This is a genomic window from Nocardia farcinica (assembly GCF_001182745.1).
GTDB classification, from domain to species: domain Bacteria; phylum Actinomycetota; class Actinomycetes; order Mycobacteriales; family Mycobacteriaceae; genus Nocardia; species Nocardia farcinica.
Map to the genome: position 1 here is coordinate 3,440,580 of NZ_LN868938.1, position 13,231 is coordinate 3,453,810.

Below are 13,231 nucleotides of genomic sequence, written 5' to 3' on the forward strand. Positions count from 1 at the left end.
GGCTCACCAACCGGAGTCGGTGACGCCGCGGTCGCGCCGGGCCGGATCGATCGCCTCCACGTCCTCGAACCGCAGGGCGGAGCTGTCGTCGTCGTCGACCACGGACCGTTGCCGGGCGGCGGGCGGTGCGGTCGACACCGGCGGCGGCGCCGGGATCTCGGCGTTCAGGTCGGGCATCCCCTCGACCAGGTCGGAGATCTTGGGCAGCCGCGCGCGCCGATCCTGCAGGGGCGCCAGCAGATCCTGGCCGCGTCGAGCCACCTCGGCGGCGGCCTGCTGCGCGGCCTCGGTCACCGCCTTGGCGATCTCGGGGTAGCCGAGATCCTCGATGCCGGAACCGAACTTGGTCTCGATGACGACTCCGTCGGCGTTGACGGTGACCGTCACCTGCTTGCGGACGGTCGCGCTGGCGACCAGCCGGGATCGCTCCTGTTGCAGGCGCCCGATCATCCGCATCTGCTGCCGGACCTCGTCGAGCACGGAGAGCATCTCGGCCTTGGCGTATTCGTTGCTCATGCGCTGGTGCGACCCGTTCAGGTGCGGTACTGGTCGCCGTTGCCGAGGTCCATCGTGCGCAGGTGGAAGGCGGCGTCGGTCTGCGAGGTGCTGAAGTTGTCGAACGTGGTGGCCATGTTGGCGGCGCTGGTGGTCAGATTCTCCCGCGAGACGAAGTAGCCGTTCTCGCCCTGGGTGAACTGGTCCCCGATCTTGTCGTTGCCCCACGGCGCGCCACGGCCGGCCAGCGAGGCCGACAGTGTGGTCAGGACGGCGTTGATCCGGTCCCTGACCTCACCGGTCTTCTGCGCCGCCTTGTCCAGCAACGGCGGATAGTTCTCCACACCCATGTTCGCTCCTCGAAAGCGCGTGCGTGGATTCGACCGTGCCAGCGGCGGGCGACCGCCCGGTATCGACAACGTGAACGCGAGGTGCCGCCCGGCTGACGTTCGGTGGCACAACGTGATTCGGTGGCACCTGGTTCGGCGGCACCTGGTTCGGTAGCGCTGCGGGCATGCGGCCGCTCAGCCGCGCAGCTCCCAGTGGCTCTCGGTGCGGTCGAGCATGGTCTCCACCGCATCGTCGATCTTCTTGGTCAGCCATTTGCGGCCCATGCCGACCGCCATCGGTGCCGCCGAGGGCAGTTCGATGACGTAGCGGCCGTCGCCGGGCAGGTCGCGCCACAGCAGGATGTGTTCGATGATGCCGCGCGGCCCGTACCGGGAGTGGCCCTGATGCACGGTGACGGCGCCGGTGCGCTCGGCCGGTGTCTCGAAGAACCGACGGCTGCGGGCGATCCCGGAATCGTCCCGGTCGTCGGTGACCAGCGACCGGACGCCGCCGTAACTCTCGAGATCGTCGACGTGCTCGGCGACCACCGGGATGCTGCCCGCGCGCCCCGCCTCCACTCCCGGCGGCAGCAGGCGCACGATCGCCTCGGCCAAACCGCGCGGCCCGCAGTCGTGGATGACGTACCCGCCGCTGTGCTCGACGGTCTCACCGGGTTTCTGCACCACCAGGTAGCCGCGGGCCCCGGTGCGCCCGCCGCGTGCCCGCACCCACAGCGCGGGATCGTCGCGGCCGCGGTCGTACCAGGTGAGCACCCGCACGGATACTTCCGGCCGGATCAGGATCGGGATGATCTCGCGCAAGTCCGGATCCGCGTTGGCCCGCAACCGTTCCCACACCTCGAACTTGGCCCGGTCGTAGTCCTCGGCGTAACGGATGCGCGCCAGGTACGTCAGCGGTTCCGGGATACGGCTGTCGCCGTAGCGCTCGCACAGCACGCGGAACTCGAGATCGGTGAACTCCCAGGTGCGGTTCACGACTCGACCACGGGGCGGGCGTAGTGCAGCGAATCCTCGTCCACCGCTTCCTGTTCCACGCCGTCGATGCTCTGCCGGACCAGCGGTTCACCCGGCGTGGACCCGGCGACCACGCCGGGCACGGTCCAGCCGGCACCGGGCTCGTAGGCCGCCGCGCGCGACGGGCCCGCGGAGACCGCGACACCGGGATCCGCGGGCACGCCCGGGGTCGGGAACGGGGCCAACGAGGTGTCGGGCAGCGCCGCGCGCGGGAACAGCCGCGAACCGCCGGAATCCGCGGGCGCGGGCGTCCCGGAGGTCTCGGCGGGCCGCGCGGTGTTCTGTCCGGTGGTCTGCGACTCGGTCGTCTGCGGCTCGGCGGCCTGCGGCTCGATGGATTGTGGCTCTGCGGGAATGCCGAGCAGATCCCCGAGGGGTCGCAGTTCCGGGTGGGCCGCGATGAGTTCGGCGAGTTGCGGCGAGTCGGCCAGGATCGTGCGCAGCTCCGGGAACCGGTCGAACAGCTGGGCCAGCGCACCGGTGTCGACCCCCGCGGCCTGCTGCTGGGGCAGTTGTTGCAGTGCCTGGGTGAGACCGGGCAGCGCCTGCGCCAGTGCCGGGACGGCCTGGGCGAGGGCGGGCAGCATGGACGACATCGCCGAGGTCAGGGCGCTGAGCATCGGCATCCCCTGGCCGGTGTCGCGCTGACCCGTGGGACTCTGTCCGGTGCCGGGGCCGGTGCCGGTCGATCCGGGTGCGGGCGTGCCGGTCGGGTTCTGCGTGGCGTTGGGGTCGCCCGCACCGGGGATCTGCGGTGTCTGCGCGGTCGGCGCGGGTGACGGGGTCGGGGTCGGGGCGGGATTGCCGGAACCGGGCTTAGCCGAGCCGGGGTTACCGGAACCCGGGTTACCGGAGCCGGGATTCCCGGAACCAGGATTCCCGGAACCCGGGTTACCCGACCCCGGGTTGCCGTTGCCCGGATTGTCACCGCGCGGACCGTCACCGCGGGGGTCACCCTTGCCCGGGTCGTCCGTCCGCGGCGGTGGTGGCGGCGCGCCGGGACCGGGCGGATCACTCACCATCGGGAACGACTTCTCCGACTGCAACGCCCCGGTGACGTAGTACTTGCCGAACTCGGCCTGGTAGTCGCCCAGGCTTGGCCCACCGCACGGCTTCTCCGGCTGCGACGGCATCTCCGTCTTGGTCCGGTGCAACCAGTCGGCGGTGTACTCGATGTTGGTCTCCATCACCTGGATGCCGCGGCTCAGCGCGACCACGCTCTCGGCGTATTTCCCGATGGCTTGGACGGCTTGGTCGGCGCCGTCGCTGCGCCAGCTTTCGGTGGTGATGACCTGAAGTTTGCGGTAGAGATCGTAGGCGGCGTCGTAGGACTTGTCGGCGATCTCACCCCAGATCGGGGCGACCGTCATCAGCGGCCACACATCGATCTTCTGCCCGAGGTCGTACAGCTCCGACCAGGACATGCTCTCCGGCTCCTCCGGTTTGACCGTCACGGTCACCGGGGCGAACTGCACGGCGGGCGGTGGCTGGCTGAGCCCCTTCGGCACCGCGGGCTCGCTGTCGTTCAGCATCGTTTTGGGGAAGTAGAACTTCCCGTTCTGCGCGTTCTGGTCGGGTTTGGTCCAGGGGATGTTCTTCGCGGCGGGATCGCCGACCACCTCGCCGAGCCTGCGCAACGTGTCACCGGACTGGTGGTCGGTGCCCTTGTAGGCCGCGCCCGCCGCCTTGAACAGCTCCACCAGGTCGGTGAGCGTCTCGATGTGCTTGTCGAACTGCTCATAGATGTCGACGGCGCGGTCGTTGAACGCCGTGGCCAGCCGCCCACCCGAGTCGAGACCACCGAACTGCGCCCCGGTGAACTTGCCGAGGCCCTGCCCGTCGTAGAGATTCTTGTATCCCTTGATGGCCGCGATCATGTCCGAGCAGGCGTTCGCGCTCTGCAGCGCCGCGTCCGGCCAGACCGAGACCTTCCGTGCCCCCGCCAGTCCCGACCACGCCGATTCCGCACCCACGCCAACGCTCCTCGATCCGCCACCGACGACTCCCGTCGCGGGCACCCTAGGCCCGAGTGGTGACGAGTCTATGGCACCCCGGTGACGCACGACAGCCGAGTGACGTCGAAGACCTTGCCGCTCTTGACCTTCCACGGGACGACGATCGGCGCCGAGCGGCCGGCCGCGGCGATGGGATGATCGTTGCCATGCGTGTACTCGTGCAGCGCGTGACATCCGCGCAGGTCACCGTGGACGGCGAGGTGGTCGGCCGGATCGAGCCGAACCCGCAGGGCCTGGTCGCGCTGGTGGGCGTGACCCACGGCGACGACGACGCCACCGCCCGCGCCCTGGCCGACAAGCTCTGGCGGCTGCGCATCCTCGACGGCGAGCGTTCCGCCGCCGACCTCGGCGCCCCGATCCTGGTCGTCAGCCAGTTCACCCTCTACGCCGACACCGCCAAGGGCCGCCGCCCGTCCTGGTCGGCCGCCGCGCCCGGCCCGGTGGCCGAACCGCTCGTCGACACCTTCGCCGCGACCCTGCGCGAGCTCGGCGCCACCGTGGCCACCGGCCGTTTCGGGGCCCACATGCACGTCGAACTGACCAACGACGGCCCGGTCACGCTGCTGCTGGAATCCTGACCGCCGCTCAGCGACTGGCCCGGAAGCCGCGGAACTTCCGCAGGTAGGAACCGATCTGACGCAGCGGAACCGGACGGGGCCAGTCGTCGGCGCGCAGATAGGCGTCGGAACCGCCGTCCACGAACACCACGCTGCCGCAGAGGAATTCCGCGGCCGGGGAGAGCATCATCAGCACCCAGTCGGCGATGTGATCGGGTTCGCCGAAGCCGCCGGTCGGCACCGGGAACGACTTGATCGCCTTCGCCTCGGCCGGGGTGGCCAGCTGCCGCTCCAGCAGCGGCGTCCGGATGGCGCCGGGCGCGATGACGTTGAGCCGGATGCCCGCGCCCGCCCATTCCCGCGTCACCGCGTGCCTGCGGGCCCAGCGGCTGACCGCGATCTTGGACCCGGCGTAGACGAACGGGGCGGCGTTCTTGCCGAAGATCTTCACCGTCCGCACCGCCTTGTCGGTGTCCCCGGCCAGGAACGCCCGGATCGTGCGGGCGGGCACGCCGGGCACCGTGGTGCTCGAATTGCTGCCGAAGACCACCACCCGGGCCGCCCCGGACGCGGCCAGCGCGCCGTGCCAGCCCTCCAACAGTTCGACCACGCCGAGATAGTTGACGGCCGCGATCACCGGCAGCCGGGACGGATCCGGCACCGGCCCGAGCCCGGCCGCCAGCACCGCGCCGTCGAGCCTGCCGTCGGCGGCGGCCAGCACCCCCGTGACCGCGCTGCGCCTGCCCGCGGGCGTGGCCAGATCCGCGACCACCTCGCAGTCGCGCAGGTCGACCCCGATCACCCGGTGCCCCTCGGCCCGCAATTTCTCGGCGACAGCCCTGCCCATGCCCGAGGCGGCCCCGGTCACCGCGTAGACGCCCATGTCCTGTCCCTTCGTTGCGACTGCGACGGAGTGTGCCAAACAACACCGCCGCGCGCACCGTGCGTCCCACCCAGTGGCGGCCGATTCGGCTCGCCCCTTCGGCAGCGCCGCGGCGGCGGATGTGGCAAACTCGGCGGGCACGAGTGCGGCCGAATCGACGACCGTGTGCGGAAGGTGATGCGGGAGTTGAAGATCGCGATGGAACCGAGCGCGATCGAGCGCCGGGTGGCGGCGGATCGCAGTGCGGCGCGGGACCGGACCGCCGAGAGCGAACTGCGGCTGGCGGCCTCGTTGTGCGAACTGGCGAAAGCCCTGCTCGAGACCAGAACCAACGGCGCGCTGCGCGACCGGACGGCGGAGGCCATCGCGCCTGCCCAGGAGGCCGTCGGCATCCGGTTGCACTGGCTCACCCACGGGCACGTCACCGCGCGGCACGCGGGCGATGTGCAGGAGGCGCTGCGCGTGTTCGAGCAAGCCACCCGGCAGACCGGGCACCGGGAACTGGCGGTGAGCACCATCCGCAACGCCTGCCATGCCTACCGCCAGGTCGCGCAGGCCTACCCGGCCGTCGCGGGCACCTGTGCCGACGGGCTCGGCAAGTGCGGGGTGTGGCTGGGCAGGCTGGACCAGAACGCGGCCGTGGCGGCCACCGAGGACGCCGCCCGCATCCGCGCCGAGCTGGCCGCCGCCCATCCCGAACTGGCGGGCAAGTACCTGGCGAGCCTGAGCACCCTGCTGCGCACGCTGATGGTGGGACGCTCGCGCAAACTGGCGGTGTCGATGTACCGCGAGCGGTACGCCTCGTTCACCCCGACCGGGCTACAGATCCGGTTGCGCGCCTGCGGCATCCGTGACCTGGACCTGACCCCGAAATCGCTGCGGGCACTCACCGAACTGGACTGCCGAACCCTCGAGCAGGCCGCCCGGCTCACCCAGCAGCAGATCCTGCGCAAGACCTCCGGCGACCTGTCCACCGTCGAGGAGATCAACTGGCGGCTGGCCCTGGTCGGGCTACGGCCGCTGGCGCCCGGTGAGGACCCCGAGCCGCCCGCCATGCCGGTGGAGATCGGCCCCACCTTCGGCGCGCTCGGCGTGCGCTGCCCCGACCGCGACGCGATCGCCCAGGTCAAGGCCGCCATCGTGGCCGCATACGCGATGGACGACGCGCGCCCGGTCGACGCCGCCGGTTACGGCGGCGAGGGCACCGACTGGACCATCGGCGCGGCCACGCCCAACCCCGCCACCGCGCTGGGCGACGACATCGTCATCGTGGATCTGTCCTACGGCGGCTGGATCACGGTGATGAGCCTCAACTGGGAACTCGCGCCGGTCGGCAGGCATCCGCTCGCACTGCGGCTGTCCCAGCAGTGGCCGGTCGTCAGCGTGACCGCCACCGACAACCAGGCCTACGAACTGTGCCGGTACGAGGGCGGCAAGCCGACCCAGTACGCGGCGATGGGCAGGCCGCCCGGCACGAGCACACTCGACCAGCCCTTGGCGCCGTTGGATTTCGGCTGGCTGGCCGCCTACGGCGCCAGCTTCGCCACCGAGAACAAGCTGCGCGTCGCCTTCGGCAACACCCAGAGCTTCGCCAACCTGACCTACCTGCCCAACAGCGGAATCCGGCAGGTGCGCAAGACCGCGCCGCTGCTCGACCACGATCACGTGCTGTACTTCCGCACGGACGCACCGTGACCGGCAGCCGGTAGGATCGCGGGCCGTGGCCGCCGACACCTTCGCCGCCGAACGCGCTCGACTGCTCGCCGAGGGCGAGCGGCTGCGGGCGCTGCGCGACACCGATCCCGACGCCGTGTTCGCGCTGTTCGACGTGCACAAGCAGTACGAGCAACTGCTTCCCGACGTGGTGGTCGCGCGCTGCCCCTTCACCGGCACGCCGGTGTCCTGGCCGATCGACCTGGTCGACCTGGACGGCTGGTACTGGGATTACGACGTGCCGACCCGCCGGCTGGTGGATCCGGTCCCGCCCACCTGGCTGGCCATGGGCGGCGCGGTCCGGCTGTCCGAGCCGGTGACCCCCGCGCCGTTCGACTGCATGCCCGGCCCCGACCGCCCCTACGTCGTCCCCCGATTGCTCGCGCGCGAGGAGGTGCGCGCGGTCGTCGTCGAACTGCCGATCGGCGCCCACACCGGCTGGGCCATCACCTATTTCGGCACCGCGCGGCCCACCGACGCCGCCCTGGAGAACCTCTGGGGCACCCGGCGCTACGACACCTATGACGCGCGCGGCCACTGGCGCGGCTGGGCCGAACACCAGCAGAACACCGCCGACTACGACTTCGACCTGGCGCCCTGGCTGGCGTCCGGGAAGCTGCGGTGGATCGCCCCCGGCGACCCGACCGCGACACTGCGCGAGGGCAGCGACGGCTGTCCCTACACCGCCGTCGACGGCGACGGGCGACTGCAACTGGTGCGGCAGGGACGCGTCATCCGCTTCTGAGCGGCCGTGTTCATATTGAGTTCACCTTCCGGCTGTGGCACAGTCGATTCCACGTGCTGCGTAACCGGGAGGGAGTTCCACGATGGGCAGAGTCCAGGTGACCTCGCAGAGCTTGTCCGCGCTGGCCGGTGACGTGGAGAGCTTCGGTGAACGGCTGCGCCGCATCGCCGACGCGGCCGACGCGGCGACCTCCCCCGGCCCGTCTGCCTGGGGCGACGACGAGTTCGGCACCCGGTTCGCCGAGGGCGAGGACGCCAAGGGCTTCCGTCCGGGCGCCACCACGATGAGCACCAACGCGCGCACCATCGCCACCACCTTCGACAACCTCGCCGGCGGGCTGGCCACGGCCGCCGGTGAACTCGCCCGGCTCGAACAGGGCAACAAGCTGACCTTCTGACGCCGGGAGGCACGCATGCCGAAGGATTTCGCCGAGGCCGCCACCGCCGACATCCTGGACGGGTTCGCCGCCCAGATGCGCGCCATCGCGACGGCCGCCGAGCAGCGCGCCGAACTCACCGCCACCGCCTACGCCCAGGGCAAGCGGGTGAAGGTGACGGTCAACGCCGACGGCGCGGTGCTGGAGACCCGATTCTCCGCCGACATCGGCGATCTGGACTACGACGAGATCGCCCGCGCCGTCACCGCGGCCGCGCAGGAGGCCGCCAAGGAAGCCGCACGGAAAGCGCAGGAGTTGCTGGCGCCGGTCGCCGAGCAGCGGGCGCGCATGCCCAAGCTCTCCGACCTCATCGACGGCATGCCCGACCTCGAATCACACCGGCCGTCGATCCCGCCCGCCTCGATGGCGCCGCTCAGCGCGCGGGAACAGCCCACGGCCGACCCGATGCCGGCCGGCTCCGAACCGGTCGAGGACTACGAATCCTGGCGCGCCGCCCGCGCCACCGGTGTCACCGACGAGGGATGGTGACGGGGTCTACCAGCTGGCGAGCGTGCTCGCGTAGTGGTCGCGCAGCGCCGCCAGCCGCGCCGCGTCGAACCGGCCGGGTTCGCGTTCGTAGACCGCGCGCCCGTCCACGGAGGTGAAGGCGGTCGCGGGCACCGCGCTCGCCCCGGCGGGTACGAACTTGAGCACCTCCTCGACGGCCGCGAGTGCGGTCGCCAGCGTGTGCCGCGCCGTCCGGCGCCGGGAGTCGTCCAGCGCCGCCCCCGGTTCGGGCAGCCGGCGCGCGCAGCGGTCGGAATACCACAGCCACACCCCGGGATCGAGCAGCTGGGAGGGTCGCTCGTCGCCGAAGCGCACCCCGTCCGCGGGCGGCACGAGCACCTGTTCGGGGATCCGGAACAGGTATTCCCGCTCGGCTCCGCACACCGCGCAGCCGCCGCGGTAGCGGCCGACCAGCTCGCCGTCCACCCGGAGCACGGCGCTGTCGAACGCACAGTCCTTGGAACCGCACACGTGGCACGGCTGCAACCGCAGGAACACCCTGGCTTCGGCGTTACTGCGGGCGAGCGGAAGTGACTGCGGCACAGCGGCTCCCCTCATGGCTCGTGACCGTAATTGGCGCGCTGGGCCGGTGTCAGCGTGGCGACCGCCAATTGCCCGGCGCCCTCGCACACCGGGCAGACGCGGCGGTCGAAGCACTCGGGGCAGCGACGCCTGCCCCGCTGTTCGTCGGGTACCCAGCCGCGGCCGTGGCACTGCGGGCACCAGCCGGTGCCCGCGCATTCGTAGCAGAGCAGATAGCCGTCGTCGACGTCGTCGGCGGTGCGGACCGGGGGCGGCGCGTCCAGGGACGCCGGGGGACGCAGCGCGACGGCGGCGGTCTCGCCGGTATAGAGCACCACCGTCGACGTGGTCGAGAAGCGCACGCGCAGCGCGAGTTCCGGCCGGGTGCCGGACACGATCAACGGCCCGTCCGGCCCGTCGGGTGCTTCCCGGTGCACGGTCCAGCCCGCGGCGGCCAGGGCGGCGGCGGCCCGCTCGGCCAGTGTCGCCGGTGCTACCGCGGGATCACGGGTGGCGCGGACGGTGAGCGTGTGCCGGTAGCGCACCGGCTCGTGCCAGTCGGCCACCCGTGGCTCCGCCGGCGGACGCACCTCGGCGCCGGGAGTACACACCGCGACCAGCTCGGCGACCCGCTCGTGCAGTTCGCCGCCCCAGCGGTCCAGTTCGGCCCGCGCGTCCGCCATCTCTGCCATTCCGTCCTCCGCCAGTCGACGCTACCACCGCCGAAACCCGTGATCATCGCACTGCCCGCGCACACCGCCGGGCATCCGGACCGGGCCCCCGGCGCGACGCGCGGAACCCGCTGTTCGTATTGTCTTCATCGAGCGGTTGTGACAGAGTCGATTCTGCGTCACCAATCGAAAGCCGGATCGGGACAGTCGTTTCGAGGGAGGAGAGTCCGGCGGGACACGCCGGCGTGCTGAGCGAGGAGCTTGGAGTGGGAGGGTTCGCGCCATCGGCTCATTCGTCCGGCTCGCGGCCCGGCCACGCCGCTGAGAACTGAGGTTCCCCGTGGCCCTGTACTTTCCCTCGTGGCTGGAGCCGTTCGAGTGGCTCATCGGCGCGGACTGGCCGCACGGCAACGAAGACCTGATGTGGCAGATGGGCCGCGAACTCCAGCAGGTCGCCGGGGACATCCGCGAGCTGATCCCCGATCTCGACGGCATCATCAGCGGTCTCGCCAACGCCTACCCCGACGGCAGCGGCGGCGAGAAGATCCTCGAGTGGATCCAGCCGCTGCGCGACGGCGACGGTTCCGCCGAGGCGCACGGTTCGCTGCGCCAGTTCGCCGACAACTACCAAGCGCTGGCCGACTCCGCCGATTCCATGGGCGATCAGCTCGAGGCCGCGAAGCTGAACTTCTACATCGCGGGCGGCTGGCTGGTGGCCGAGGTGGCGTGGGCGCTGGCATCGGGCCCGGCGAGTCCGTTCGCCACGGCGGCGGTCTTCGCCAGCGCCCGGGTGGCGTTCCGGGCGATCAGCAACGCCTTCATCCGGCGGATCAGCGAGATCATCGTCCGGATGATCGGGCGGCGGATGAGCGCCGTCGCCGCCAAGCGGGTCGGTGACCTCATCGGGCACATGACCTTCGAGGTGATGCAGGAAGCATTGATCGAGACCTTCCAGGGCACCACCCAGGAACTGGCGGTGCAGGCCTACCAGAACGCCAAGGGTCACATCGACGGGTACGACTGGAACGCGGTCGGGCTCAACGCCGCCATCTCGGCCGTCGCGGGCGGCGCGGGCGGCCTCGTGGGGTTCGGCGCGGGCAGGCACATCGACACCAGCATGGGCGGCTGGCGGGGTGCGTTCAACGGCGCGCTGGTCAGCGGGCTGGCGGGCACCGGCGGCGCGGCGGCGGCCTACGGTGCCACCGGATTGCTCACGGGCAATTGGGATTTCGATCCGCGCAGCATCACCGGCGGCGCGTTCTCCGGCGCACTGCCCGGCGGCATCTACGGCTACCGCGGCACCGGCGAGTTCACCGGGCCAGGCGGCGGGCCGGTACAGACCGTCCCGCCGGTCGACGGCAGCCTCGCCCCACCCGTCCCGGGTGACCCGGCCACCGTCCCCGCCGGCGACAGCGGCACCGATCCCGGTGCCGGACAGCCGAGGGCGAGCGACCCGACCGCGACCGGAACCCCGGGCGAGCGCGCTCCCGGCCAGACGCCCACCACCGGTGACCGCGGCACCGATCCCGCGACCGGCGACCGCGGCACACCGGCCGCCGACCGCTCCCCCACCGCGGAGGCACCCGGGCAGACCGACCCCGCGTCCGGCACCCGCACGGCCGACGACGCGGCGCCGGGCGCCACCACACCGGCGGCAGCCGCCGCGCCCGGCGCGGAGTCCGCGGGCGGTCCGACCCCGCAGTCCACCCAACCGGCCGGCTCGGTCGGCGACGTGCCGTCCGCCCAGGCCGACGCCGGGCCGACCACCGAGGCCACCCCGACCCCGGACGCGGACACCGCGACGGACGGTGGGTCCCCGCCCGCGGCGGACACCAGACGCGAATCCGATACCGGCGACGAAGCGCCGGGCCACCAGACCGCCGACTCGGCCACCCCCACCCCTCGGGACACCGCCGCGGACACCCCGACGGGCGAGGCCCGCGACTCCACCGGCACGCCGGGCCAGGGCGAGCGGACCGGGGTCACCGACCGCAACCCACTCGACACCCGCGCCGGTGTGTCGACGGCCGCGACGGCGGGCACGCCCGGCGCGGCGACGGCCGGTGGCACGGCGCTACCGAATGGTGCGCTGCCCGGCGCCGGAATACCCGCTGCCACTGCGGCGCCCGGCGCGGGTGCGCCCACCCCCGGCCCCGGTACCGCCCCGGTCGGCGGCACTTCGTCGTCGGGCACCGCTACGCCGCCGGGCACCTCCACGTCGACGGGCACCTCCACGTCGGCGGGCACCTCCACACAGCCGGGCACCTCCACGTCGACGGGACAGCCGGGCACCTCCACGTCGACGGGCACCCCCACACAGCCGGGCACGTCTACCTCGCCGGGCACCCCTACGCCGGCGGGCACCTCGGCGGCGACGGGAACCGCGAACCAATCGACCGCTCCTGGCGACGGCGCACCCTCCGCAACGGTTGCCCAGCCGCAGCCGACGCCCACCGCGGATGGCCGACCACCGGCGTCCCCCGGCACGGCACCCGGTGCTTCGATCGCCCCCACGCACGCCTCCCCCGCAACCGTCGACGGACACCTGTCCGCGGCCCCGTCGGCAGCCACGCACGCCGCACCCGCGACCGTCGACAGTCACGCACCCGGGACCCGGGCACCGCACCCACCGCGGACGGTCGAGTCGATGCCGCCCCCGGCGCCACATCCGCCCCGGCCGCGGGCGCGCCGACCGGCTCGATCACCGAAACATCCCCGGCTGCCCCGGCTTCCGCCGGTGCCGCCAGGGCGGGGATCGTGGACGGCAGCGTCGCGCCGCCCGTGGTCGCGGTGCAGGCCCGGTCCACCGGTGTCGACGTGCCCGCCGCCGACCGTGGCGGCGACGCCGGTCTCGTGGTCCCGGTCGGGCCCGTCGTGCCGGTGCCGGAATCCAACCCGCGGATGCCGTGGAGCGACCGGCCGGGCGACCAGCGCGGTACCGCGGGCCCGGTGGGCGACTTCCGCGGCGATGCCCGGCCCGCCGACCTGCCCGGACTGGACCAGGGCCAGCTGCTGGCCGAGATCGGCAACAATCTGCTGCTGATCACCCCGGGATCGATCGCCTGGAACCGCGACGGCGGCTACTTCGTCCTCCCCGATGGCCGGGAGATCCACGTGCGGGTCGCGCCGACCGAGGACGGCGCCGTCGCCGAGTTCGGGCCGCTCGACGGCCGCCCGGAGGCTGGCTACGAGGTGCGCGTGTCGCCCACGGCCCGAACGGCGGACATCCCGCGCGCGGTCGCGCACGAGCTCGCCGAGATCGCGTTGTCGCTGGAACCGACGATCGACATCGACCCGGCCACCGAGACACCCGCCACGCTCAC

General features: G+C 72.4%; 13 protein-coding genes. 6 read left to right on the forward strand and 7 right to left on the reverse strand.

What is annotated here, in order from left to right:
- Positions 1-3 precede the first annotated feature (3 nt).
- The 4 genes from AMO33_RS16200 to AMO33_RS32600 form a co-directional block, all read right to left on the reverse strand.
- Positions 4-516, reverse strand: a complete 513-nt coding sequence (locus tag AMO33_RS16200; protein WP_041559842.1) for a hypothetical protein — start codon at positions 514-516, stop codon at positions 4-6.
- 17 nt (positions 517-533) lie between these two features.
- Positions 534-845: a hypothetical protein gene (locus AMO33_RS16205; RefSeq protein WP_060593123.1), complete on the reverse strand. Its 312-nt coding sequence runs from the start codon at positions 843-845 to the stop codon at positions 534-536.
- Between the two features lie 174 nt (positions 846-1,019).
- Positions 1,020-1,820 carry an ESX secretion-associated protein EspG gene (locus AMO33_RS16210; protein ID WP_060593124.1) on the reverse strand — a complete coding sequence of 267 codons (801 nt, stop codon included), beginning with the start codon at positions 1,818-1,820 and terminating at the stop codon, positions 1,020-1,022.
- Positions 1,817-3,832: a pentapeptide repeat-containing protein gene (locus tag AMO33_RS32600; RefSeq protein WP_060593125.1), complete on the reverse strand. Its 2,016-nt coding sequence runs from the start codon at positions 3,830-3,832 to the stop codon at positions 1,817-1,819. The genes AMO33_RS16210 and AMO33_RS32600 overlap by 4 nt, the downstream gene beginning before the upstream one ends.
- 188 nt (positions 3,833-4,020) lie before the next feature.
- Between AMO33_RS32600 and dtd the strand changes: the two genes are divergently transcribed.
- Positions 4,021-4,452: a D-aminoacyl-tRNA deacylase gene (dtd, locus tag AMO33_RS16220; RefSeq protein ID WP_060593523.1), complete on the forward strand. Its 432-nt coding sequence runs from the start codon at positions 4,021-4,023 to the stop codon at positions 4,450-4,452.
- Positions 4,453-4,459: 7 nt separating this feature from the next.
- Here dtd and AMO33_RS16225 read toward each other — a convergent pair whose 3' ends face one another.
- A complete protein-coding gene (locus tag AMO33_RS16225) occupies positions 4,460-5,314 on the reverse strand; it encodes an SDR family oxidoreductase (RefSeq protein ID WP_011207336.1) in 855 nt (284 codons plus the stop codon).
- Positions 5,315-5,491: 177 nt separating this feature from the next.
- Between AMO33_RS16225 and AMO33_RS16230 the strand changes: the two genes are divergently transcribed.
- From AMO33_RS16230 to AMO33_RS16245, 4 genes are all read left to right on the forward strand, one after another.
- Positions 5,492-7,009, forward strand: coding sequence for a hypothetical protein (locus tag AMO33_RS16230; RefSeq protein WP_082668733.1), 1,518 nt, complete (start codon positions 5,492-5,494; stop codon positions 7,007-7,009).
- A gap of 25 nt (positions 7,010-7,034) precedes the next feature.
- On the forward strand, positions 7,035-7,772 hold the full coding sequence (locus tag AMO33_RS16235; protein ID WP_060593126.1) for a hypothetical protein: 738 nt from the start codon (positions 7,035-7,037) through the stop codon (positions 7,770-7,772).
- An 82-nt stretch (positions 7,773-7,854) separates the two neighbouring features.
- Complete coding sequence (locus AMO33_RS16240; RefSeq protein ID WP_011207333.1) at positions 7,855-8,169, forward strand: PE domain-containing protein; 315 nt, start codon at positions 7,855-7,857, stop codon at positions 8,167-8,169.
- Between the two features lie 15 nt (positions 8,170-8,184).
- On the forward strand, positions 8,185-8,697 hold the full coding sequence (locus AMO33_RS16245; protein ID WP_011207332.1) for a YbaB/EbfC family nucleoid-associated protein: 513 nt from the start codon (positions 8,185-8,187) through the stop codon (positions 8,695-8,697).
- 6 nt (positions 8,698-8,703) lie between these two features.
- On the opposite strand, the gene AMO33_RS16250 is transcribed toward AMO33_RS16245, so the two are convergent.
- Entirely contained in the window at positions 8,704-9,273 is a 570-nt protein-coding gene (locus tag AMO33_RS16250) for a hypothetical protein (protein WP_060593127.1), read from the reverse strand.
- Positions 9,270-9,929 carry a hypothetical protein gene (locus AMO33_RS16255; RefSeq protein WP_139337524.1) on the reverse strand — a complete coding sequence of 220 codons (660 nt, stop codon included), beginning with the start codon at positions 9,927-9,929 and terminating at the stop codon, positions 9,270-9,272. The genes AMO33_RS16250 and AMO33_RS16255 overlap by 4 nt, the downstream gene beginning before the upstream one ends.
- A gap of 319 nt (positions 9,930-10,248) precedes the next feature.
- Here AMO33_RS16255 and AMO33_RS33115 point away from each other — a divergent pair, with 319 nt between their 5' ends.
- Complete coding sequence (locus tag AMO33_RS33115) at positions 10,249-12,951, forward strand: WXG100-like domain-containing protein (protein ID WP_455635811.1); 2,703 nt, start codon at positions 10,249-10,251, stop codon at positions 12,949-12,951.
- Positions 12,952-13,231 lie beyond the last annotated feature (280 nt).

What these genes read in the sequence shown, in the direction of transcription:
- dtd (WP_060593523.1), top strand. Translation starts at nt 4,021, where the DNA reads ATGCGTGTACTCGTGCAGCGCGTGACATCCGCGCAGGTCACCGTGGAC.
- AMO33_RS16240 (WP_011207333.1), top strand. Translation starts at nt 7,855, where the DNA reads ATGGGCAGAGTCCAGGTGACCTCGCAGAGCTTGTCCGCGCTGGCCGGT.
- AMO33_RS16250 (WP_060593127.1), bottom strand. Translation starts at nt 9,273, where the DNA reads ATGAGGGGAGCCGCTGTGCCGCAGTCACTTCCGCTCGCCCGCAGTAAC.
- AMO33_RS16245 (WP_011207332.1), top strand. Translation starts at nt 8,185, where the DNA reads ATGCCGAAGGATTTCGCCGAGGCCGCCACCGCCGACATCCTGGACGGG.
- AMO33_RS16200 (WP_041559842.1), bottom strand. Translation starts at nt 516, where the DNA reads ATGAGCAACGAATACGCCAAGGCCGAGATGCTCTCCGTGCTCGACGAG.
- AMO33_RS16205 (WP_060593123.1), bottom strand. Translation starts at nt 845, where the DNA reads ATGGGTGTGGAGAACTATCCGCCGTTGCTGGACAAGGCGGCGCAGAAG.
- AMO33_RS16255 (WP_139337524.1), bottom strand. Translation starts at nt 9,929, where the DNA reads ATGGCAGAGATGGCGGACGCGCGGGCCGAACTGGACCGCTGGGGCGGC.
- AMO33_RS16225 (WP_011207336.1), bottom strand. Translation starts at nt 5,314, where the DNA reads ATGGGCGTCTACGCGGTGACCGGGGCCGCCTCGGGCATGGGCAGGGCT.
- AMO33_RS16230 (WP_082668733.1), top strand. Translation starts at nt 5,492, where the DNA reads ATGCGGGAGTTGAAGATCGCGATGGAACCGAGCGCGATCGAGCGCCGG.